General features: G+C 64.1%; 18 protein-coding genes and 2 pseudogenes. 7 read left to right on the top strand and 13 right to left on the bottom strand.

Features of this window, described 5'->3' with window-relative positions:
- A pseudogene (locus tag AB4Z38_RS24255) lies at nt 1-413 on the top strand (hypothetical protein); the annotation flags it as partial.
- Between the two features lie 78 nt (nt 414-491).
- Here the strand turns inward: AB4Z38_RS24255 and AB4Z38_RS24250 are convergent.
- The 3 genes from AB4Z38_RS24250 to hisS all read right to left on the bottom strand — a co-directional run bounded on the left by AB4Z38_RS24250 (nt 492) and on the right by hisS (nt 4,669).
- Nucleotides 492-1,262: a GNAT family N-acetyltransferase gene (locus AB4Z38_RS24250; protein ID WP_441432081.1), complete on the bottom strand. Its 771-nt coding sequence runs from the start codon at nt 1,260-1,262 to the stop codon at nt 492-494.
- A 98-nt stretch (nt 1,263-1,360) separates the two neighbouring features.
- On the bottom strand, nt 1,361-3,154 hold the full coding sequence (gene aspS / locus AB4Z38_RS24245) for an aspartate--tRNA ligase (RefSeq protein ID WP_441432080.1): 1,794 nt from the start codon (nt 3,152-3,154) through the stop codon (nt 1,361-1,363).
- A gap of 144 nt (nt 3,155-3,298) precedes the next feature.
- Entirely contained in the window at nt 3,299-4,669 is a 1,371-nt protein-coding gene (hisS, locus tag AB4Z38_RS24240; protein WP_441432079.1) for a histidine--tRNA ligase, read from the bottom strand.
- 260 nt (nt 4,670-4,929) lie between these two features.
- Between hisS and AB4Z38_RS24235 the strand changes: the two genes are divergently transcribed.
- The 3 genes from AB4Z38_RS24235 (at nt 4,930) to AB4Z38_RS24225 (ending at nt 8,205) form a co-directional block, all read left to right on the top strand.
- Nucleotides 4,930-5,697: a peptidylprolyl isomerase gene (locus tag AB4Z38_RS24235; RefSeq protein WP_441432083.1), complete on the top strand. Its 768-nt coding sequence runs from the start codon at nt 4,930-4,932 to the stop codon at nt 5,695-5,697.
- Between the two features lie 65 nt (nt 5,698-5,762).
- A complete protein-coding gene (locus AB4Z38_RS24230) occupies nt 5,763-7,454 on the top strand; it encodes a DUF349 domain-containing protein (RefSeq protein WP_441432078.1) in 1,692 nt (563 codons plus the stop codon).
- A 106-nt stretch (nt 7,455-7,560) separates the two neighbouring features.
- Nucleotides 7,561-8,205: a hypothetical protein gene (locus AB4Z38_RS24225; protein ID WP_441432077.1), complete on the top strand. Its 645-nt coding sequence runs from the start codon at nt 7,561-7,563 to the stop codon at nt 8,203-8,205.
- 11 nt (nt 8,206-8,216) lie between these two features.
- On the opposite strand, the gene AB4Z38_RS24220 is transcribed toward AB4Z38_RS24225, so the two are convergent.
- The 9 genes from AB4Z38_RS24220 to pdxT all read right to left on the bottom strand — a co-directional run bounded on the left by AB4Z38_RS24220 (nt 8,217) and on the right by pdxT (nt 18,095).
- Nucleotides 8,217-10,610, bottom strand: a complete 2,394-nt coding sequence (locus tag AB4Z38_RS24220; RefSeq protein ID WP_441432076.1) for a RelA/SpoT family protein — start codon at nt 10,608-10,610, stop codon at nt 8,217-8,219.
- 148 nt (nt 10,611-10,758) lie between these two features.
- Nucleotides 10,759-11,772, bottom strand: coding sequence for a protein translocase subunit SecF (gene secF, locus AB4Z38_RS24215; RefSeq protein ID WP_441432075.1), 1,014 nt, complete (start codon nt 11,770-11,772; stop codon nt 10,759-10,761).
- The gene (gene secD, locus AB4Z38_RS24210; RefSeq protein ID WP_441432074.1) at nt 11,772-13,526 is read right to left on the bottom strand and encodes a protein translocase subunit SecD; all 1,755 of its coding nucleotides are present in this window, start codon (nt 13,524-13,526) and stop codon (nt 11,772-11,774) included. Before secD ends, secF begins: the two co-directional genes overlap by 1 nt.
- A 109-nt stretch (nt 13,527-13,635) precedes the next feature.
- The gene (yajC, locus tag AB4Z38_RS24205) at nt 13,636-14,019 is read right to left on the bottom strand and encodes a preprotein translocase subunit YajC (protein ID WP_441432082.1); all 384 of its coding nucleotides are present in this window, start codon (nt 14,017-14,019) and stop codon (nt 13,636-13,638) included.
- 189 nt (nt 14,020-14,208) lie between these two features.
- Nucleotides 14,209-15,285 (bottom strand): Holliday junction branch migration DNA helicase RuvB, encoded by a 1,077-nt coding sequence (ruvB, locus tag AB4Z38_RS24200; protein WP_441432073.1) that lies wholly within the window; start codon nt 15,283-15,285, stop codon nt 14,209-14,211.
- Nucleotides 15,278-15,922, bottom strand: a complete 645-nt coding sequence (ruvA, locus tag AB4Z38_RS24195) for a Holliday junction branch migration protein RuvA (RefSeq protein WP_441432072.1) — start codon at nt 15,920-15,922, stop codon at nt 15,278-15,280. The genes ruvB and ruvA overlap by 8 nt, the downstream gene beginning before the upstream one ends.
- Before the next feature lie 89 nt (nt 15,923-16,011).
- A complete protein-coding gene (gene ruvC / locus AB4Z38_RS24190; protein WP_441432071.1) occupies nt 16,012-16,590 on the bottom strand; it encodes a crossover junction endodeoxyribonuclease RuvC in 579 nt (192 codons plus the stop codon).
- Between the two features lie 44 nt (nt 16,591-16,634).
- Nucleotides 16,635-17,390, bottom strand: a complete 756-nt coding sequence (locus AB4Z38_RS24185; protein ID WP_441432070.1) for a YebC/PmpR family DNA-binding transcriptional regulator — start codon at nt 17,388-17,390, stop codon at nt 16,635-16,637.
- A 3-nt stretch (nt 17,391-17,393) separates the two neighbouring features.
- The gene (gene pdxT / locus AB4Z38_RS24180; RefSeq protein ID WP_441432069.1) at nt 17,394-18,095 is read right to left on the bottom strand and encodes a pyridoxal 5'-phosphate synthase glutaminase subunit PdxT; all 702 of its coding nucleotides are present in this window, start codon (nt 18,093-18,095) and stop codon (nt 17,394-17,396) included.
- Nucleotides 18,096-18,196: 101 nt separating this feature from the next.
- Between pdxT and AB4Z38_RS24175 the strand changes: the two genes are divergently transcribed.
- From AB4Z38_RS24175 to AB4Z38_RS24165, 3 genes are read left to right on the top strand one after another with little or no spacing between them, the layout of a single operon-like run.
- Nucleotides 18,197-19,492 carry a MurT ligase domain-containing protein gene (locus tag AB4Z38_RS24175; RefSeq protein WP_441432068.1) on the top strand — a complete coding sequence of 432 codons (1,296 nt, stop codon included), beginning with the start codon at nt 18,197-18,199 and terminating at the stop codon, nt 19,490-19,492.
- Nucleotides 19,489-20,241, top strand: a complete 753-nt coding sequence (locus AB4Z38_RS24170; protein ID WP_441432067.1) for a type 1 glutamine amidotransferase — start codon at nt 19,489-19,491, stop codon at nt 20,239-20,241. Before AB4Z38_RS24175 ends, AB4Z38_RS24170 begins: the two co-directional genes overlap by 4 nt.
- A gap of 49 nt (nt 20,242-20,290) precedes the next feature.
- A complete protein-coding gene (locus AB4Z38_RS24165) occupies nt 20,291-22,303 on the top strand; it encodes a M3 family metallopeptidase (RefSeq protein WP_441432066.1) in 2,013 nt (670 codons plus the stop codon).
- Between the two features lie 276 nt (nt 22,304-22,579).
- On the opposite strand, the pseudogene AB4Z38_RS24160 reads toward AB4Z38_RS24165, so the two are convergent.
- A pseudogene (locus AB4Z38_RS24160) lies at nt 22,580-23,152 on the bottom strand (pyridoxal 5'-phosphate synthase lyase subunit PdxS); the annotation flags it as partial.

Raw genomic sequence — 23,152 nt, 5'->3', positions numbered from 1 at the left:
ACCACCGCCTCAAACACGGATCCGGATGGACCCCCGCCCCGGCCAGCAAAGACCACCCGCCCGGGTGGACATCACCGACGCAACGGTGCTACGCCAGCGAACACCAGGACTGGGAACCACCCCGCTGGCCACCCCACACCCCGACCACCGACACAGACACGGACACCCGGCCGGACCAAGAATCGGCCACCTATCCCGAACCGGAACTGCCCCCGGATCCCTTCCCGGACTGGCACGCCTTCACGGCCACACACCCCTGGCCCGGCGACGACGCCGACACCGAGGACCCCGACGACCCCCGCTGGCCCGACGATCCCGGCTGGCCAGAGGATCCCGGCTGGCCAGACGATCCCGACGAGCCAGGATTCGTGAACGACCCCTTCCCGGAATGCGCCGCGTACCAAGACGCCTGACAGACCAAAACCTTCAAAAAGGGACACAGTCCTGCCGCCCCTGAACGCCCTCATGACGGCGCAGCGCGGCCACGCTTACTAGCAGCCCGACAACGCCCGCTGCGGCCGTGCCTGCCGGTAGAGGTACCTTCCGCGCTCTGCAAAGCCGGTGCCCTTGTACAGGGCCTGGGCGCCCGTATTCGAGGCCATCACCAGCAGCCAGAACTCCGATACCCCTCGGCGGCCGCCCGCTTCCAGAAGCGCACCCAGCACCCGCCAGCCGTAGCCACGCCGGCGGTGCGTGGCCGCCGTTGCCATGCAGTAGATGCCACCCCTACCGTCAACGAGGGCGAGGCGCCCGACGGCGGCCGGGGCGCCGTCGTCGTCCCTGACGAGGGCATAGACCGAGGGACACGACACCAGGATCTTGCGTGCAATCTCCAGCTCGGCTTCCCCGCCGCGGCCGTCGACCGACCACCAGAGCCGGAGCCACTCTTCGGAAGGCTCTTCGGAAATCTCGACGTCGTCCGCCCAGCCGTCCCGCTGTGCGCTGGGTAGGGTGCCGCCGGGGCGGACCATGATGAGGGTCTCCGATTGCCGGGTGAATCGCTGCGCATCAAGCACCGCGTTGAGACCCGTGCTCCGCTCGTCGTCGAAAACCTGGACGATCAGCGGCAGGCGCCGGGAGCGGTACCACTGCGTGGCGGCCCGTACTGCCGATTCGTGGTCATCGGCCTGTTCCCTGGGCCAGACCGAGTTTGCCCGCTGGGTGACACCATCGGCGGCCCGCATGACCCACCCTCCGGTGTCCTCACGGTCCGGGGCGGGCCACGCCCGGTCCATCAGCTCCTCAATCAATGAAAGGCTCATTCCCTGTGCCACGCGTCCGCCTCAAAATCAGTCGCCGCCATGCTATGCCGAAGGCCCCCGCAATTGCGGAGGCCTTCAGCGACTACTAGGGTTTCAAGCTACTCTGACTTGGCTGCTGGCGCCGCCGGCGCCTTGGCTTCAGCCTTGAAGTCGACGCCGGCTTCCTTGCGCTGCTGCGCCGTGATGGGCGCAGGAGCAGCGGTCAGGGGGTCGTAGCCGCCGCCCGACTTCGGGAAAGCGATGACGTCGCGGATTGAGTCCACGCCGGCGAGCAGGGCCACAACGCGGTCCCAACCGAAGGCCATGCCGCCGTGGGGAGGCGCACCGTACTTGAATCCCTCAAGGAGGAAGCCGAACTTGGTCTGCGCGTCTTCCTTGTCCAGGCCCATGAGTTCGAAAACTCGCTCCTGGACATCGGCCTCGTGGATACGGATGGATCCGCCGCCGATTTCGTTGCCGTTGCACACGATGTCGTAGGCGTAGGACAGGGCCGATTCCGGGTCCTTGTCAAAGGAATCCAGGAACTCCGGCTTCGGGGAGGTGAAAGCGTGGTGCAGGGCCGTCCACTGTCCGCCACCCACCGCGACGTCACCGGAGGCGACCGCTGCGGCTGCGGGTTCGAACATCGGAGCGTCCACGATCCAGACGAAAGCCCAGTCCTTGGGATCGATCAGGCCGGTGCGGTGGCCGATCTCGACGCGTGCGGCGCCCAGCAGTGCGCGGGACGGAGATTTCTCGCCGGCGGCAAAGAAGATGCAGTCGCCGGGCTTGGCGCCCACCGCGTCGGCGAGGCCGGCACGCTCGGTGTCCGTGAGGTTCTTGGCAACGGGGCCCGTGAGCTCGCCGTCTTCCTTGAACAGCACGTAGGCGAGGCCCTTGGCGCCACGCTGCTTGGCCCACTCCTGCCAGGCGTCCAGGGCGCGGCGGGCCTGCGAGGCTCCGCCGGGCATGACGACGGCGCCGACGTAGGGCGCCTTGAAGACACCAAAGTTCGTGTCCTTGAAGAACTCCGTCAATTCGGTGAGTTCGAGGCCGAAGCGCAGGTCCGGCTTGTCGGAGCCGTACTTGGCCATAGCCTCGTGGTAGGTCATGCGGCGGATCGGCGTCGGGATTTCGACGTCGATCAGCTGCCACAGCGCCTTGACGATGCTTTCGCCGAGCTCAATGACGTCGTCCTGGTCAACGAAGCTGGCTTCGATGTCGAGCTGGGTGAATTCCGGCTGGCGGTCCGCACGGAAGTCTTCGTCGCGGTAGCAACGGGCGATCTGGTAGTACTTTTCGAAACCGCCAACCTGAAGCAGCTGCTTGAAAAGCTGCGGCGACTGCGGAAGCGCGTACCAGGAACCCGGTGCCAGACGCGCCGGAACAACGAAGTCGCGGGCGCCTTCCGGCGTCGAGCGCGTCAGCGTGGGAGTTTCGATCTCGACGTAGCCCTGCTGGTGAAGCAGTTCGCGGGCCACGCGGTTCGCCTCGGAACGCAGGCGCAGGTTCCGGGCGGGGCCGGGGCGGCGCAGGTCAAGGTAGCGGTGCTTGAGGCGGGCTTCCTCACCGACTTCCACATGCTCGTCGATCTGGAACGGCAGAGGATCCGAGGTGTTGAGGATCACTACTTTCTCGGCAATGACCTCGATCTCGCCGGTGGCGAGGTGCGGGTTCTCGTTGCCCTCGGGACGCTTGCTTACGGTGCCCACGATCTGCAGCACGTATTCATTGCGCAGGCCGTGGAAGACCTCTTCCTCGCGGACAACCACCTGGGCGACACCGGACGCGTCACGCAGATCGACGAAGGCCACGCCACCGTGATCTCGGCGGCGGCCTACCCAGCCTGCCAGGGTGACGGTCTGTCCAATGTGCTCGGAACGCAAGGATCCGAGGTCATGTGTGCGCAGCACAGCATTCCTTTCAACATGATTTTCAGCGGATCATGGCTAAACGATCCCGTTCGAGTTTACCCGCATGGATGAAGCGTGGCCGCCACGAGGCGCCGCCCCCGGCCGGCACCTGCGGGTCGACGCCCTTGAGGCGCCGGTCCGTGCCTAGCGCGTGGTGATGCGGACGTGGAGATCCTCGGGCGACGGCTCCCAGCTGGCCGGATCCGCGTCGACTTGTTCTCCTGTGCGGATGTCCTTCACCTGGTGCTTGCCGTCGTCGTCCGTGAACCAGACGAAAGGAATGCCGCGTCGGTCCGCGAACTTGATCTGCTTGCCGAACTTCTCGGCCTTCGCCGCAACCTCGGTTGCGATCCCCCGCCCGCGCAGCTGGGCCGCGACGTCCTGGGCCGCGGACCAACTGTCGTCGTTGTTCAGGGCCACGAGCACCGCCGTGGGCACCGAGCGTGACGCCGTCGCGAATTCCTGGCTCAGGATGCGGGAGACGAGGCGGGTCACCCCGATCGAGAGGCCGACGCCGGGGAACTTGCGGTTGCCCTTGCTGGCGAGGGCGTCGTAGCGGCCTCCGGAGCAAATGGAACCGAGCTGCTCGTGCCCAACCAGGACGGTTTCGACGACGGTACCGGTGTAGTAGTCGAGGCCGCGGGCGATGCTGAGGTCGGCAACAACCTTGCCTGGGGCGCGCTGCACGGCAGCCTCGATGACTTGTTCCAGCTCGCTGAGGCCTTCTTCGAGCAGTTCGTCGGTAACACCGAGGGCTCGGACCTGCGCCACAAAGGACGTGTCCTCGGTGCGGATGCTTGCGAGCTTCAAGGCAAGTGCAGCCTGTTCATCCGTGGCGCCAAGCTCGTTCCTGAGCAATTCGGCGACTTTTGCTTCGCCGATCTTCTCGAGCTTGTCGATGCTGCGGAGCACGCCGGCGGTGTCCGTGAGGCCGATACCGCGGTAGAAGCCCTCGGCCAACTTGCGGTTGTTGATCCGCAGGCGGAAGTCCGGGATGGGAAGGGCACTCAGCGCTTCCGCGATGACGAGCGCAATCTCGACGTCGTAGCGGAAAGGCAGCTCGCCGTCGCCCACGACGTCGATGTCGGCCTGGGTGAATTCGCGGGCGCGGCCTTCCTGGGGACGCTCCCCCCGCCACACCTTCTGGATCTGGTAGCGCCGGAACGGGAAGGCCAAGTAGCCCGCGTTCTCGACGACGTAGCGGGCAAACGGCACTGTGAGGTCGAAGTGGAGGGCCAAAGCGTTGGGATCAGCCTTGTCCGACTTTCCGCTCTCGTTTCCGCTCCCGCTGTGGCTTGCGTCCTCGTCTTCCTGCAGGCGGCTGAGACCGTAGACCTCTTTGTCGATCTCGCCCTTGCGCAGGAGCTGGCCGACTGTCTCAACGGCACGCGTTTCGATGGAAGAGAAACCGTGAAGTTCGAAGGTCTTGCGCAAGGTGTCCAGCACATGCAGTTCCACCAACCGCTCCTGGGGAAGCCACTCGGGGAATCCGGACAGGGAGGCGGTACGAGCCATGGTGGAATTTTCTCCTCAATGATTGCGCAGGCCGGACCTGCCTCAAAGAACCACGGGCCGATTCGGCTGAGGTTAGGCGGGCGTCCAGCCAGTCATGCATAAACTATGTGCGGCAGCCAGTTTATGCTTTCGGCGCCTGCACATCTAATGCGGGTATCCGGGTTTGGCTTGCTTGCGATGAAAGCTTGTCCAGACAACCAGGAGGACTCTTGTCTACAAGGCCGCGGGACAACCGTGAAGCCAAACGGCGCATCAGGCAGATGGAAGCCAAGCGCGAGCTTCGGCGTGCACAGGGCAAGCGCCGCCGCCGGGACAACGTGATCGCCGTCGGTGTGGGCGCCGCCGCCCTGGTTGCCGCCGTCGTGCTCCAACTCACGGTGTTTAACTCGAACCCGAGCGAGTCGGAGTTCGCAGCGGCGCAGGCCGGGCTGAGTTCGCCGTCGGCCTCTGCGAACCCATCCGCTTCCGCCGCAGCGACAGGCTCGAATAGTGCCGGCATTCCCAAAGCCGACACAGCCGTGGGTAAGACGTTCACCGGCCAGCTCAGCCTCAACGGAGGGGCAGTCGGCGTCGAACTGGATGGCACAACAGCTCCCCAGGCCGCAGCCGTGTTCAAATCCCTGACTGACGCGAGTTATTACAGCGGGCTCAAATGCCCTCGACTGACCACAGCCGACAACTTCTCGGTGCTGCAGTGCGGAGCCAAGGGGACGGACACCACCGATGACCCCAACTTCCATTGGGGACCGCTGGAGAACACCCCCGCCAACAACACGTACCCGGCCGGAACCATCGCCGTCGCCAGGACCGGCAACAACGCCTACGGCAACGGGCACCAATTCTTCATCGTGTACAAGGACACGGTCATTCCCCCGGATTCTGCCGGCGGGTACACGATTGTCGGCAAGGTGACGAGCGGCATGGATGTCGTGACGAAGATCGCCCAGGCAGGTATTAATCCGGGTAGCAGCGCCACCGACGGCGCCCCTGTGGCAGCTGTCACGATAGACTCGTTTTCTCTGAAGTAACCAGCCCGGGCCACGGTCCACGGCGCATTACCTTAGTAATCCCTCCAAGCGAAAGACTTTTAGCGGTGACAGACAGTCAGAAATCCGACGAAACTGCAGTAGTGGCCAACGACGAAGAAATCCAGGCATCCGTAGCTGAGCAAAGCGGCGTCGAGGCAATTGCCCCGGTAGAGCCCTTGGCTGCCCCGGTAGACGACGCGGTAGAGCCCGTAGCTGCCCCGGTAGACGACGCCGCGGAGCCCGCGGCCCCGGCAGAGCCCGCTGGCCCGGAAGAGCCGGCCGCCCCGGCAGCCGACGCGGCAGAGCCCGTGGCTGCCCCGGCAGGCGACGCGGAAGAGCCGGCTGCCCCGGCAGGCGACGCGGCGGAGCCCGCTGCCAAGCCTGCTTCTCCGGCGCCACGTCCGTCCTCCTCGCATGCACCTTCTCCCGCGGCATTTGCTGCCCGCCCGAAGGCCGCGGCCAGCGTGATTCCGGCCGCGCCGGCGGCTCAGCCTACGGCTGTGTCCTTGGCCGAAGCTGCCAAGTGGGGGCGAGCGGAGGGTGACGGTCACGTCTTCCTGACTATCGACGGCGAAGAGCAGCCGGTGGGACAGTACCCGGGCGTGAGCACCGACGAGGCGCTGGCATACTTCGCCCGGAAGTACGACGACGTGGTCGCGCAGATCGTTTTGATGGAACACCGCGTGGAATCCAAGGCCCCGGCCACTGACATGCAGAAGACGGTCGAGCACCTGCGCGAGCAACTGGCCGAGCGCAACATGGTGGGCGATATCCGCACCGCTGAAGCCCGTCTCGATGCCTTGGCCGGACAGATTTCCGAATTGGAGAAGTCCGAGAAGGCGGCGCACGACGCCGCACGCTCCGCAGAACTCGCGGCACGCGAGGCGATCGTTGCCGAAGCGGAATCCATCGCTTCCCAGGATCCGTCCCAGGTCCAGTGGAAGACGTCGAGCGCCCGCATGAACGAACTCTTCGAGAGCTGGAAGACAGCCCAGAAGAACGGCATCCGGCTTGGACGAAGCAACGAGGACGCACTGTGGAAGCGGTTCCGCTCGGCCCGTACGGTCTTCGACCGCCACCGCCGTGCCTACTTCTCCCAGTTGGACAGCACCAACTCTGCCGCTAAGGTCGCCAAGGAACAGCTGATCGTCGAGGCCGAGGCTCTCTCAAGTTCCACGGACTGGGGTTTCGCGGCGGGAGAATACCGCCGCCTCATGGATCAGTGGAAGGCTACACCCCGCGCCAGCCGCAAGGACGACGACGCCCTCTGGCTCCGGTTCCGTGCCGCGCAGGACGTCTTCTTCAGCAACCGCCAGGCTGCCAACGATGAGATCGACCAGCAGTATACAGTGAACCTTTCCGTCAAGGAAGAGCTCATTGTGGAGGCCCAGGCCCTGCTGCCGATCACCGACCTCAATGCTGCCAAGAAGGCCCTGCAGTCCATCCGCGACCGCTGGGAAGAAGCCGGAAAGGTCCCCCGCGCCGACATGGGCAGGATCGAAGCCGGCCTGCGCAAGGTTGAGGACGCGGTCCGCGAAGCCGAAGAGGACAAGTGGCGCCGGAGCAACCCGGAGACCAAGGCCCGCACCAACAGCGCCCTGTCGCAGCTGGAGGCGGCGATCGCCGGCCTGAGGGAAGACCTCGAAAAGGCTGAAAAGGCCGGAGACCAGCGCCGCATCAAGAATGCCCGCGAGGCCCTAGAAGCACGCGAGGCGTGGCTCGACCAGATCCAGCGCTCGGCCAGCGATCTCGCCTAGCAGTATGGGCTGACAGTACTACCTGAGCTGACAGGCCCCGTCCCGGTTATCCACATAACCGGGACGGGGCCTGTTCCCGTTGCGGCGGCCACGCGATGATTGCTGAATGGCCCCAGGATTCCCGCCCCCGCAACAACAGGACTTCACTGCCCAGGAACTGTACGCGCCTAGCCCGATGTTCACGTGGGCCGAGCTTCAATCAATGGCTGCGGACGGGGTGCTCACTCCGCTTTACGAGAGGAGCTTCACGCCTCCCGGGCTGGATGTCACGCCTCGGCTCCGCGCCCGCGCGGCCGCACTGATGGTTCCGGATCGCATTCGCAGGAAGGTCATTGCGGGCCGCTTGACGGCGGCCTGGATCTACGGTTGCGCGGATGCCCCTGAGAGGCTTTCGCTCCTGGTGGACGCCAAACACCGTATATCGAGCCTGCGTTCGGCCCGGGGCTGCATTCTGCACGAAGTCCGCTTGGGCCAACTGGACGTGGTCAGCATCGGCGGGCTGCTCGTGACCAGTCCCCTCCGGACAGCCGTGGATGTGGCGCTACACGTCGAAGCCGACAGAGCCGTGCCCGCGCTGCGAATGCTGCTCTCCCACGATGAGTTGGGTGTCCGGCTGCGGCTCTTGACCCTCGCGGTGGAGGCGTCGGCGAGGGTGCCACACAAGAAGGCTGCTTTGCGCAAGCTCGCCACGCTGGCTGTGACCGCTGACCCGCCGCAGGCCGATGTATTCCCGCCTGAGGCGGCCGCCTGAGTTGCTGCAGCTCAGCTTCTCCTGCGGTTCCCCGTGGTCCTGTAGACATCGAAAACGCCGTCGATCCTGCGAACGGCACTGAGCACGTGGTGCAGGTACTTCGGATCCCCCATTTCGAAAGCGAAGCGGGAGATGGCCACCCGGTCGCTGGATGTGTGCACGGAAGCAGCCAGGATGTTGACGTGGTTTTCCGACAGTACGCGGGTGACGTCCGAGAGCAACGACTTCCGGTCCAGTGCTTCCACCTGGATCTCAACCAGGAAGACGCTGGATTGGGTCGGAGCCCATTCAACCTCGACGATGCGATCGGGCTGATCACGGAGATCCGAGACATTCGTACAGTCCGTGCGGTGTACCGACACACCCGAACCGCGTGTCACGAACCCGAGGATCGGATCGGGCGGTACAGGCGTACAGCAGCGGGCCAGCTTCACCCACACGTCCCCTACGCCACGCACAATGACGCCGGAGTCCGAGTACCGGGTCTTCTGGAGTTGCGAGGGAATGCTGACTTCGTCCAGGTCCTCATCGGGAGTCTCATGGCCGCCAAGGTGCTCCATGAGCTTTTCCATGACGGATTGAGCCGAAGTATGCCCATCGCCCACGCCGGCATACAGGCCGGAAATGTCGACGTAGTGGAACTCCTCCGCCACTGTGGACAGCGCGTCGTGTGTCATGAGCCGTTGCAGGGGCAGGTTCTGCTTACGCATGGCCCGGGTCAGCTGGTCCTTGCCGCGCTCGATGGCCTCTTCGCGGCGTTCCTTGCTGAACCACTGCCGGATCTTGTTGCGGGCCCTGGCGCTCTTGACGAAATGCTGCCAGTCCTGGCTCGGTCCTGCGCCCTCGGCCTTGGAGGTGAAGATCTCCACCCAGTCGCCGTGGTTGAGTTCGCTGTTAAGCGGAACCAGCTTGCCGTTGACCCGCGCTCCGATGGTCCGGTGACCGACTTCCGTGTGGACCGCGTAAGCGAAGTCCACCGGCGTCGATCCTGCGGGGAGGGCCATGACCTCGCCCTTGGGGGTGAAGACGAACACCTCCCGTGCGTTGATCTCAAAACGCAGCGAGTCCAGGAATTCGCCCGGATCCGACGTTTCCTGCTGCCAGTCGACCAGCGAACGCAGCCAACCCATGTCGCCGTCCTTGGGACTCCCCGGGCCAACGGCGGTCCGGTTGGGCTGGTCCTTGTACTTCCAGTGCGCCGCCACACCATACTCGGCCCGGCGGTGCATTTCGTGGGTACGGATCTGGATCTCGACGGGTTTGCCCCCGGGCCCGATGACGGTGGTGTGCAAGGACTGGTACATGTTGAACTTCGGCATGGCGATGTAGTCTTTGAACCGCCCCGGCAAGGGGTTCCATCGCGAATGCAAGGTGCCAAGAGCTGCGTAACAGTCCCGGACGGAGTCCACCAGGACTCGCACGCCCATGAGGTCGTTAATGTCGTCGAAGTCCTTGTCCCGGACGATCATCTTCTGGTAGATCGAGTAGTAATGCTTGGGCCGGCCCGTGATGGTGGCCTTGATGCGGGCGACGCGAAGGTCTTCGGCAATCTGGTTGCGGATGACGCTCAGGCTCTTCTCGCGCTCCGGTGTGCGGTCCCCCACCATCCGGACGATTTCTTCATACACCTTGGGGTACAGGGCGGCGAAGGAGAGATCCTCAAGTTCCCATTTGATGGTGTTCATGCCGAGGCGGTGGGCTAGCGGCGCAAAGATCTCAAGCGTTTCACGCGCTTTGCGTGCGGATGATTCAGCGGACACAAAGCGCCACGTGCGGGCATTGTGCAGCCGGTCCGCGAGCTTGATCATCAGCACCCGGATGTCCTTGGCCATGGCGACGACCATCTTGCGGACAGTCTCGGACTGTGCTGCCTCACCGAATTGGACCTTGTCCAGCTTGGTGACACCGTCCACGAGCATCGCGACTTCCGGGCCGAAATCGCGCGTCAGGTCAGCGAGGGTGTAGGGAGTGTCCTCCACAGTGTCGTGCAGGAGCGCAGCAGCCAGGGTTGTGCCAGTGAGCCCCAGTTCAGCCAGGATCGTCGCCACAGCCACGGGGTGCGTGATGTACGGATCGCCGCTCTTCCGCTTCTGCCCCTGATGGCTGCGCTCGGCTACGGAAAAGGCCCGCTGGATGAGGTCGAGGTCTTCCTTGGGGTTGTTTGCCCTGACTGTCCGCAGGAGTGGTTCGAGGATGGGCGAATAGGTGCTCGTGCCCCGTCCAGTCAATTTCGCCAGCCTGGAGCGCGTCCGTTCGCGCCGTCCGGGGAACGTCGGGCGCACGCCCGGACTGTCCACGGGAACACCATCAACGGTGCTTCCCGTAGCTGCAGTTGCGGTGCCGGGCACGCGGCTCAGGCCGTCCTCTCCGCCCGCCGGCAGCGCCGACGTCGTACGTTCCTCCACAAAAGCACCTCTCACGACTGACTTAATTCTCCCAGTCTATTCCCGCTGGTGACCTGTCCAAGAACCGGTACCCAGATGACGGAGCCGGGAACAGAAAGGGCCGGCCACCGCTTTTCAGCGGTGGCCGGCCCTTCAATGGGAAACCAGGCTAAACGGGCGCGGCTTCCGAGTTCGCGCTGGCGGCTGCCGCGCGTCGGGTAGCTACCTTCTTGGCCTGCTTCTGCAACTCGGGTTCGCTCTGGCGGAGCCAGGCGTAAAGCGGAGCTGCGATGAAGATCGTGGCCGCGGTACCGATCAGGATGCCGACGAACAACGCCAGTGACAAGTCCCGGAGTGTGCCGGCGCCCAACAGCCCGGCACCGATGAAGAGAATCGCGGCGACGGGCAATACTGCCACCATCATGGTGTTGATGGAGCGCACCAGGGTTTGGTTGACAGCAAGGTTGACCTCTTCGGCGAAAGTGCGCCGGCTGGAAGTGGTGATGTCCGAGGTGTTTTCACGGATCTTGTCGAAGACCACCACAGTGTCGTACAGGGAGTAGCTGAGGACCGTCAGGAAGCCGATGATGGCCGACGGTGTCACCTCGAAGTCGCTCAAGGAGTAGATACCGGCCGTGCAGAACATCGTGACGAGCATGCCGGCAAGCGCAGAAACCGACATCTTCCAGGTACGGAAGTACAAGGCCATCAAAAGAGCGGCCAGGCCCACGAACACCGCGAGGCCGATCAGGGCCTGCTTGGTGACATCCTGTCCCCAGGTGGGGCCGATGAAGGTCGAGGTGACCTGGTTTTCGGTGACGCCGTAGGCCTTTGCGAGATCCGTTTTGATCTTGATGGTCTGGTCATCGCTGAGTTTGTCGGTCTGGATACGCATGGTGCTGCCGGCGACGTTGGCAACGCGCGGAACGGCACCGGAAACGACGTCGTGGACTGCCTTTTCGCCCGGCGCGGAATCGGTGGTCTTCACGTTGGACACCGTGAACTCGGAGCCGCCCCGGAAGTCGATTCCGAGGTTGTAGCCGCCCTTGACCACCGGAAGGAGGATGGAGATCGCCACCGCCACTGCGGCGATGATGAACCAGATCTTCTTGCTGGCTACGAAGTTGTAAGAGCGCTTGCCCGTGTAGAGCTCGTTGCCGAACTTTGCGAAGCTCGTGGTCATTACTTCTCCTCCTTGGTGCCGTTGGAAGAACCAGCCAGCTGAGCTTGCTTCTCGGCAAGCCGACGTTCGGCGATAGTCATGCGGCGCTCGGCTTCCGCGGCAGCACCGGTGTTGCGGGCGCGCACGACGGCGGGCTTCTCCGTCGGCGTGCGGAGCCTGCCGGCACCGCGGTACAGCGGCACGGCGCCCAGTCGCTCAGGGTCGAGCCCGGAGAAGCGGTGCCCTTCCCCGAAGAACTTGGTCCGGGCCAGCACCTGGAGCGTGGGGTGCGTGAACATGAACACGACCAGGAGGTCCGCCAGTGCAGTGAGGCCAAGGGTGAAGGCGAAGCCGCGGACGTTGCCAACAGCGACGAAGTACAACACCAAGGCAGCGAGCAGGTTGACGGCCTTGGATGCAAGGACCGTGCGCTTGGCGCGCTTCCAACCATTCGCGACGGCGGACACGAGGCCCTTGCCCTCACGAAGTTCGTCACGGATGCGCTCGAAGTACACGATGAAGGAGTCGGCTGTCTGGCCAATGGCCACGATGAGACCAGCCACACCGGCCAGGGACAGCCGGTAGTTTTCAGTCCAGCCAAGGATCGCAATGGCGAGGTACGTGAGTCCGCCGGCCACCACGAGGGAGAGGATCGTGACGAAGCCCAAGGCCCGGTACTGGAAGAGCGAATAGACCACCACGAGCAGGAGCCCGATCACACCAGCCAGCAGGCCAAGACGCAGCTGCTCGCCACCGAGGGTGGCGGAAATCTGTTCTTCGGACTGGATATCGAAGCTGATGGGCAAAGCGCCGTAACGAAGCTGGTCCGACAAGGCCTGCGCGGACGCCTGCGTGAAGTTACCGGTGATCTGCGGCTTGCCGTCGGTGATGACGGCGAGGGCACGCGGCGCGGAAATGACCTGGTCATCCAGGACGATGGCGAACTGGGCCTTGGGGTCGTTGCCACCCTGCGCCTGCGATGCCACGTAGAACTGGTTGAGCCTCTGGGTAACGTCCTTGAAGGTCTTGGTGGCGTTGGAATCGAACGTGATCGTCACGCCCCACGCATTGGTGACCGAGCCCTGTGCGCCCTGGACGGGATCGAAGGAGGACGAAACGATGTCCTGGCCCTTCACCTCGACCGGGCCAAGGATGTACTTAACGGCAGGGGTCTTGGCCGTTGCAGGCTCGCAGGTCACCAGCGGCTTGGCGGGATCTGAGCGCGGCTGCTTGTCCTGGGCCGGATTGACGCAGTCCAGGGCTTCGAAGGCCTTGTAGACGTCCGCTGTGACCCAGTTGCTGTCGCTGGCGTTGCTCGGCGCGGCCGTGGGCTTGGGCAGGCTTGCGTCAGGCGTCCGCGATGCGACCGGAACGGCCGCAGGGTCTCCGGTGGTGATCACCGGGCGGAAGTTCATGTCGGCAGATGCCTGGATCAGTGCACGGGTTTCCGAACTTGGCGTCCCGGGAAGGCTTACCACGACGTTACGGCCGGACTGCGTGGTGATTTCCGCTTCGGCGACACCGGAGCTGTCAACGCGTTGGCGGATAATCGCGACGGCCTGGTTCAACTGTTCTTCGTTGATGCCGGTGGAGCCTTCGACCTTGGGCGCGAGAATCATTTGCGTTCCGCCCTCGAGGTCAAGCGCGAGCTTTGGGGCCCAGCTGGCGTGACCAGTGATGACGCCGCCACCGAGGACTGCTGTCAGTACAGCGAATATTGCGACAAGCCAGATCAGCACCCTGCGGGCTGCATTTTTGTGGCCGGTTCGTGCCATGTTCGATCTTCCTGTTGATGACGGAACAGCCGCCGACGTGCACTGGTGAGCGCAGGCCGGCGGCGATTCATTGCCGTAGAACTATTCCCGCTTGTTGAGCGGGTACGGGCTAGTTGTCCTTCTTGCCTTCATCGTTGAGGCGCCTGAGGGTTTCCTCCGGAGTCTCCATGGATGCCGATGCATCGGCATCTGCGGCCGTCAGCGACGACGCGTCGTCCGGAACGTCAACTGAGGCCTCCTCGACGGGCTCAACAATCTTGGTAACGGCCTGGCGGTGCACCGTGGCGAGGTTGCCCGGAGACAGTTCAAGGACAACCTTGTTCTCAGCGTCGTCCATCGAGACGATTCGGCCGAACAGTCCGAAACTGGTCATGACGTCAACGCCGGGAGCGAACTGGGACTGCAGCTTGGCCTGCGTTTGCTGCGTCTTTTTGTTGCGGCGGAACATCATGAAGATGAAAACGCCAAGCATGGCAAACAGCAGGATTGTCATTGGATCCACAGGGAAGTTCCGTTCTTTACTTACGCTTTTGGTTTCACGGCTATGTCTGCCCGGTGGATCCGGCGGCCGTGGAGCATCCCCCACTTGGCCGCACAATGCTCCGACGGGCGGGCACAGAACCAAGGACTCGAACGTGCCGAGTGTCATACCAGTCTAGAGGCTAAAGCTGAATAGATCGTGCTAACGGCCGGTATCGATGATTTCGGCCCCGTTTTCGCTGTCTTCGAACAACGCCAGCGGGTCCTGCCCGAACACTCCGGCGGGCACGGCATATCCAAGGTGCGTCCAGGCGGAGGCCATGGCAATCCTGCCGCGCGGCGTCCTCCCCAAAAGCCCTTCGCGCACCAGGTACGGCTCGGCCACCGTCTCGACGGTCTCCGGCTCCTCCCCTACGGCGATCGCGAGGGTGGAGAGCCCCACGGGCCCCCCGTTGAACTTCAGGATCAGGGCCTCCAACACCGCACGGTCCAGGCGGTCCAAGCCACGCTGGTCGACCTCATACATGTCCAGCGCGGCGGAGGCGGCACGCGCATCGATCTGTTCGATGCCGTGGACCAATGCCCAGTCCCGGACACGGCGCAGCAGCCGGTTGGCAATACGCGGAGTTCCACGGGAGCGGCCCGCGATCTCGCTGAAGCCGGCCGAGTTGACCTTCAGATCGAGCAGTCCGGCCGAGCGACGCAGGACCAATTCAAGCTCGGCCACGGAATAGAACTCCAGGTGCCCGGTGAAACCAAAGCGGTCGCGCAGCGGACCAGGCAGCAGCCCGGCCCGCGTGGTGGCGCCCACGAGGGTGAACGGCGGCAACTCAAGCGGAATCGCAGTGGCGCCCGCACCCTTGCCCACCACGATGTCCACCCGGAAATCTTCCATGGCCATGTACAGCATTTCCTCTGCGGGCCGGGACATCCGGTGGATTTCGTCGAGGAAGAGGACCTCGCCCTCGGAGAGGGAGGAGAGGATGGCAGCGAGATCTCCCGCGTGCTGGATGGCCGGACCGCTGCTGATACGCAAGGGAGCGTTCATCTCGGCGGCGATGATCATGGAGAGCGTGGTCTTGCCGAGCCCCGGGGGGCCCGAAAGCAGGACGTGGTCCGCGCTGCGGCCACGCATCCTGGAGGCTTCCAGTACAAGCGAGAGTTGCTTTCGGACGCGGTGCTGGCCTACAAAGTCGTGCAGGTTCTTCGGGCGCAGTGCGGCCTCGATGATGCGCTCTTCAGGTTCCTCTCCCCCGGTAACGAGGGACTGCTCAGCCACGGCTGCCTACCCGGTTTCCCGCGCGGGCGCCGTCCTGCCCAAGCCAGCGAAGGGTTGCACGAAGGATCTGGGCGACGTTGCCGGCGTCCGCAAGTTCCGGGGAATCGGCCATTGCCTTGTCGATGCTGCCGGCGGCGTCCTTCTCCGACCATCCAAGGCTCGTCATTGCAGCGACCACCTGCGGCTTCCAGACGGACTCGGCCGCGACGGCGGGGGCGGACCCCGGCGCGGTGCCGTGGGGAACGAGCTTGCCCGCCAGCTCCAGGACGATCCTGCCGGCCACCTTCGGCCCAATACCGGGGACCTTGGTGAATGACTTGGCGTCACCGGAATGGGCGGCCACCCGGATCGCTTCGGGCTCATGGACGGCCAGGACTGCGAGGGCCAGCCGCGGCCCCACCCCGCTGACACTGAGCAGGACATCGAAAACTTCCCGTTCGTCGTCGTTCGAGAAACCAAAAAGCGTCAAGGAGTCCTCCCTGACGATCAACGAGGTGAACAGCTTCGCTTCCTCGCCGACATGCAGGTGGCTGAGGGTTTGGGGCGTGGCGTAGACGCTCATTCCGGCACCGTTGAGATCGATGACGGCCGTGGAGAGACTGACGTGTGCCACGGTTCCGCGGAGAAAACTGATCAAGACCCGGCTCCTGAAGTACTGCCCCGTGCATGCTGCGCCGCGGGCTATCCGAACATATCTACGAATACCCTAGCAAGGGCCATGGACAATTACCGGGCGCGGCGCGCTTTCGCTTCGGCTTCAGCCCAAGCCCGCTGGGCGGGGGTCAATGCACTGCTGCCTGGTCCGGAAGTAGCAACTGCGGCACCGCTGCCGGCCCGCCACGCGTGCGTGACTGCCAGGGCCAAAGCGTCCGCGGCGTCGGCCGGGCGCGGCGGGGCGTCCAGACGAAGGATCTTGGTGATGAGTTTTGTCACCGCTTCTTTGTTGGAGGTGCCGCTTCCCGTGACCGCGGCTTTGACCTCCGACGGCGTGTGGAGCGCCACCGGGATGCCGCGCCGCGCAGCGGCCGCGATGACCACGCCGGAAGCCTGGGCGACACCCATGACCGTACTGACGTTCAACTGGGAGAACACCCGTTCGACCGCAAGAACGTCGGGTTTGTACAGGTCCAGCCATTCATCGATGGCCTTGGCGATGACCAGCAAGCGCTGGTCCAATGATTGTTCCGGGGAGGTTCCCACGACGCAGACGGCCACCATGGTGGCGCGTCTGTTCCGTTCGACGTCGACTACTCCGATGCCGCAACGGGTGAGGCCCGGATCGACTCCCAATACGCGAAGAGTCAAGTCCGGGCCTCCCTGTTTGTTATGAAGCTGTGTTGCAAGGGGCGCTACTCGGCTTCGAGCGCAGCCTGGACTTCCTCGCTCATGTCCGCGTTGGTGTACACGTTCTGCACGTCGTCGAGATCCTCAAGGGCATCGACGAGCTTCATGAACTTCTTTGCACCGTCGAGGTCCAGCGGCACCTGCATTGAAGGGACGAATTCAGCTTCGTCGGTCTCGTATTCGATGCCGGCTTCCTTGAGGGCTTCACGGATGGCCTGGAGGTCGGTGGGCTCCGAGTGGATTTCCCAGTTCTCGCCGCTGTCCTTGACTTCCTCGGCTCCGGCGTCGAGCACGGCCATCAGGATGTCGTCCTCGCTAAACCCGTTCTTCGGCAGGTTGACGACGCCCTTGCGGGTGAAGAGGTAGCTCACGGAGCCCGGGTCGGCAATGGTGCCGCCGTTGCGGGAGATAGCCAGCCGGACCTCGGAGGCAGCACGGTTCTTGTTGTCCGTGAGGCACTCGATCAGGAGGGCGGAACCCTGCGGGCCGCGGGCTTCGTACATGATCTCCGTGTAGTCGACCACTTCGCCGGTCAGGCCGGCTCCGCGCTTGATGGCGCGGTCGATGTTGTCAGCGGGGACCGATGTCTTCTTGGCTTTGGTGACAGCCAGTTCCAGGCTGGGGTTGCCGGCAAGGTCCGGTCCGCCCATGCGGGCCGCGACTTCGATGTTCTTGATCAGTTTGGCGAACGACTTGGCCCGGCGGCTATCGAGGATGGCCTTCTTGTGCTTGGTCGTCGCCCATTTGGAGTGGCCTGACATGCTTTAAACTTCCCCTCTGATCATTCGAATAAACAATTCATGCACGCGCTTCTCCCCAGTCACTTCCGGGTGGAAGGAGGTGGCCAGCAACCGACCAGAGCGCACTGCAACAATTCTAGCCAACCCGTGCAAAGTGTCCGTGTGGGTGGCTTTCCCCGGTTCCACCTGGGCAAGGATTTCGACGCCGGGACCAACGCGCTCCACCCACGGTCCACGGATGAAGACGGCGTGGACGGGGTCGACGCCGGTCTCGCCTGCGCTGAACTCGAGGCCTTTGAAATCCAGGTCGGTTTCGAAAGACTCGCGCTGCCGGCCGAACGCATTGCGACGGACCGTGATGTCCAATCCACCGAAAGTCTGCTGGGGATTCCCCGCGAGGTCGGTGGCGGGATCGGCGATGTCGTCCGCCAGCAGGATCATGCCGGCGCAGGATCCATAGACCGGCAAGCCTGACGCGATCTGCTTGCGTATGGGATCGGCGAGTTCAAAGATGCGCGCCAGCTTGTCGATGGTGGTCGACTCGCCGCCGGGGATGATGAGGCCGTCTATGTCGTCGAGTTCCGCCGGACGCCGGATGCCGACGCCGGTGGCACCGGCCGCTTCGACGGCGTGGATGTGCTCACGAAAATCGCCTTGTAGTGCGAGGACGCCGATGCGCAGGCCCGAGCCCACGCTTGATGACGCCTCGGAAGGGGGATTGGTCATTCGACCATCATAATGCGCTGCTACTGCCGGGTTCTCCCCCGGCAACCCATGGCAGGCATTCGGCACGTGGTTTATGCACCAACTGGGATATATTACAGAGCATGTTTTCGTTCACCGTTCCACTCGGCAAGCTGGTCCGTGCTGTGTCCCGGCTTCGCGGCGGGGGTTCGGCTTTGCCCGGCCTCGTGGTCGAGAAGATCGATCCCGGCTTCATGCAGAGGACGCTGTCCTCGCTGCCCCACGGCGTGGCAGTGGTGAGCGGAACCAACGGCAAGACGACAACCACCAAGATGGTGGTCGAGCTCCTGGAGAGCCAGGGCCTGAAGGTCTTCACCAACCGGACGGGCAGCAACTTCACCCGTGGCGTCGCAGCTGCACTCCTGGGTGAGGTGGACTGGCGCGGAAAGCTGGACGCCGACGTCGCGGTATTGGAGCTCGACGAAGCACATGCCGTGCATTTCGTGAACAAGGTGCCGCCGCGCTACTGCCTCCTCCTCAATGTCCTGCGAGACCAACTGGACCGTTTCGGCGAAATCGACGCCACCGCTATGCTTCTCCAGCGCATCGCCGAGCGCACCACCGGCACCGTGGTCCTGAACCGCGAGGACCCCCGGGTCGCCCGTATTGCCGGAGCCGTTAGCGGCCCCGAGGTGCTCTACTTCGGATTGGACGAATCGCTCCGGAGCACCTTCCCGAACGACGACGACATGCGGACCGCGGCTCCGGGAACCAGCCCCCGCGGTGACGTTCCCGCTTCCCCGGCGGCCGACGTCGTACTCCGCCGGGTCGGCACCGATGACGCCGACTTCGAGTTCGACGGAAACCGGGTGACGACGCACATGAAACTCCGCGGCGTCTACAACATCTTCAATGCCGCCGCCGCGTTGGTACTCGCCAGGAGCATCACCGGTGCAAGCGGTAGGCCCGGCGACGCTACCAAACTGGTCAAGGCGCTCTCCGAGGTCGCGCCGGCATTCGGCCGTGGGGAGAGCCTGACGGTGGATGGCCAGCCCCTTGAGTTGGTGCTGGTGAAGAACCCGAGCGGTTTCCGGCTTGGCCTGAAGTCGTTCCCGGCGAAGGGCTACGCGTCCATGATCGCCATCAACGACAACTATGCCGACGGCCGTGACATGTCGTGGCTCTGGGACGTTGAATTCGAATCCCTGCGCGAGGACGGCGTCGAGGTCCTGACCGGTGTCCGTGCCTACGACATGGCCCTGCGCCTCCAGTACGACGAGGTCCGCTTCGGCTCAGTGGACACGGACATCCCCGCCGCCCTGGCTGAATTCATCCGGGGGTCGGCGGGCAAGCCGAAACGCGTCTTCTGCACGTACACTGCGATGTTGGCCATCCGGCGCGAACTCTCAAAAATCACCACAGTAGAGGTGGTCTCATGACCCCGGCCGAAGACGCCGCCCTTCACGTAAGCAAGGGCACCATCCGGGTCCTCCAGCTGTATCCCCGCGACATGAACATCTACGGCGACTGGGGCAACGCACTCGTCTTGCGGCAGCGCTTGCTCTGGCACGGTTACACGCCTGAGCTCCTGGAATACAACGTGGGCGACGACTTCCCCGAAGATGTAGATCTCATTGTGGGCGGCGGCGGCCAGGACAGCGGCCAGATAGTCATCCAGGACGATCTCCAGGCACGCGGCGGGAGGCTCCGCGAGATGGCCGAGGACGGAACCCCCATGCTGGTTATCTGCGGGCTCTACCAGCTCTTCGGCAAGTTCTTCAAGACCAAGGCCGGCCCCGTCATTCCCGGCATCGGCATCCTGGATGTCGAGACCGTCGGCACCGATGAACGCCTCATCGGAAACGTCACGCTCACCTCACCGGACTTCGGCGAAATCATGGGCTACGAAAACCACAGCGGACAGACTGCCCTGGGTCCCGGCGTCGAGCCCCTCGGCACCGTGTCCAAGGGTGCCGGCAACAACAGCAAAGACAACCATGAAGGCGCCAGGCACCGGAATGTGGTTGCCAGCTACCTGCATGGTTCTTTGCTGCCCAAGAATCCTGCCATCGCCGATTTCCTGATCCGGACCGCCGTCGAACGCAAATACGGCACTTTCGTCCCCGGAACGCCCGACGACGGCTTTGCCCGCCTCGCGCGCGAACACGCGGCGCGGCGGCCGCGCTAACACCATCAAAAGCGTTGTGGGCGGGCGCCCTGCATGAAAGGGTTGCTTCATGACAAACCCTCTCTTGGAGCCGAGTACCCTTCCCTTCGGATTGCCTCCCTTCGCAACGATCCAGGACAGCCACTACGCCGAAGCAATAGATGCTGGCCTCGCTGAGCACCTGGCTGAGATCCAGTCCATCGTGGACAACCCGGAGCCCGCATCCTTCGAAAACACGGCGGTTGCGATGGAACGCTCCGGTCGACTGCTGGAGCGGGCAGCGGCATCCTTCTTCACATTGGTTTCTGCCGATGCCTCGGAGGCCATCCGCGAACTCGAAACCGAGCTGTCTCCCCGTTTCGCGAGCCACCAGGACGCGGTCTACCTCAACCGTGGACTGTACGAGCGATTCGCAGCCATAGACCCGTCAGGACTTGACGAAGAATCCATCCGGCTGGTGCAGGAGTATCTCCGGGAATTCCGCCAGTCGGGGATCCAGCTTGATCCAGATGACCAGGAAAAGCTCAAGAGCCTTAATGCGGAGCTTTCCCGTTTGGGAACGGAGTACGGGCAACGCGTCAAGGAAGCTATGAAGGCCGCTGCACTCTTGGTCGATGACGCCACGGAACTTGCCGGCCTGCCAGCGGACGACATCGCCAGCGCCGCCGAGGCAGCACGCACTGCCGGACACGAGGGGAAATACCTCCTGACCCTCATACAGCCGAGCAACCAGCCCGCTTTGGCTTCTTTGCAGAACCGCGAGCTCCGGCGCCGCCTCTATGAGGCGTCCATCGCTCGGGGCAGCGACGGCGGCAGCCTGGACGTCCTGGATCTGGCGAAGGCGCTGGCGCGTTTGAGGGCCGAGAAGGCGGAGCTTCTCGGGTTCGGCAACTACGCCGAATTAGTCATGGAGCGCCAGACTGCACCCGATTTCGCGGCCGTGCAGGCGATGCTGAACCGGCTAGCTCCTGCCGCCATCCGCAACGCTGACGCCGAAGCGGCCGCCTTGGCGCAGAGCGCGGGGCACCCGCTGGAAGCGTGGGACTGGGCGTATTACTCCTCGAAAGTCCGGCGGGAGCGCTACGAAGTGGACGAACAGCTGCTACGGCCCTATTTCGAATTGGACCGGGTACTGGTGGACGGCGTGTTCTTCGCAGCCACGAGCCTCTTCGGCATAACTTTCCACGAGCGGCAAGACCTCAAGGGGTACCACCCCGACGTCCGCGTCTGGGAGGTGCGAAACGAGGACAGCTCCGAGCTAGGCCTTTTCCTGGGCGACTACTACGCGCGTGACTCCAAGCGTGGCGGCGCCTGGATGAACTCGCTCGTCGATCAGTCAACACTGCTGGGTACCAAGCCAGTGGTGATCAACAACCTGAACATCTCCAAACCGCCGGCCGGAGAACCGACCCTTCTCACCCTGGACGAGGTCCGGACCACCTTTCACGAGTTCGGCCATGCCTTGCACGGGCTCTTCTCCAAGGTCACGTATCCACGGTTTTCCGGAACCTCGGTCCCCCGGGACTTCGTGGAGTATCCGTCACAGGTCAACGAGATGTGGATCATGTGGCACGAGATCATCGGCAACTACGCACGGCACCACGCCACTGGCGAACCGCTCCCCCACGACATCGTTGAACGCCTCAACGAGTCCAAGCTCTGGGGCGAAGGTTTCGCGACCACGGAGTACCTCGGTGCCGCCCTTTTGGACCTGGCCTGGCACGTGCTGGACGTAGACGGCGTTCCGCAGGATGCACACGACTTCGAAGCCAAGGCATTGGCTGCGGCCGGCGTGGCGCATTCCCTCATACCGCCCCGGTACCGCACGGGGTACTTCCAGCACATCTTCGCCGGGGACTTCTACGCAGCCGGATACTACTCGTACATCTGGAGTGAAGTGCTTGACGCGGAAACGGTGGACTGGTTCACGGAAAACGGCGGCCTGCTGCGCCGGAACGGCGAACGATTCCGCTCGGAATTGCTCTCCCGTGGCAATAGCCGGGATCCGTTGGAATCCTTCCGCACACTCCGGGGACGCGATGCCTCCCTGGATCCGCTCCTCAAGCGCCGCGGGCTTCAGTGATCGCCGACCCAACTGACTCGCAGTAGGTGTCGTTTTGGGCCGGCATAACGACAACAACTGCTAGCTAGTTGGGCGTTAACGCACGACGCCGGTCGGTCACCGTGGAAGGTGACCGGCCGGCGTCGTACTTCAGGAGCTCAACGCGATGGAGGGTGTGATCCGGCAGCGCGCGTAAAAGGGCCCCCGCCCCAAGCCGCCGCAAAGCGGCGGCAGCGGTACGCGGGGAATAGCGCGCAGAGGATCAGCGCCGTCCGGCGCGCTCGCCCAAAGCGAGAATTACCAGCCGCGCTCGGCGAGGCGGTGGGGTTCGGGGATTTCCTCGACGTTGATGCCGACCATGGCTTCGCCCAGTCCGCGGGAGACCTTGGCGATGACGTCGGGGTCATCGAAGAAGGTGGTGGCCTTCACGACGGCGGCGGCACGCTGGGCAGGGTTGCCGGACTTGAAGATGCCCGAACCGACGAACACGCCGTCCGCGCCGAGCTGCATCATCATGGCAGCGTCGGCCGGGGTGGCGATGCCGCCGGCGGTGAACAGCACGACGGGAAGCTTGCCGGTGGCGGCGACTTCCTTGACGAGTTCGTACGGGGCCTGCAGTTCCTTCGCCGCGACGTAGAGCTCGTCCTCGGGCAGCGTGGAGAGGCGGAGGATCTCGGCGCGGATCTGGCGCATGTGGGTGGTGGCGTTGGAGACGTCTCCAGTGCCGGCCTCGCCCTTGGAGCGGATCATGGCCGCGCCCTCGTTGATGCGGCGCAGCGCCTCGCCGAGGTTGGTGGCACCGCAGACGAAGGGAACCGTGAAGTTCCACTTGTCGATGTGGTGGGTGTAGTCGGCCGGGGTCAGGACCTC

This window comes from Arthrobacter sp. 2RAF6 (genome assembly GCF_052115205.1).
Taxonomy (GTDB): Bacteria; Actinomycetota; Actinomycetes; order Actinomycetales; family Micrococcaceae; genus Arthrobacter.
Note: the sequence above shows the minus strand (reverse complement) of the source record. Positions and strands in the feature narration are given on the sequence as shown.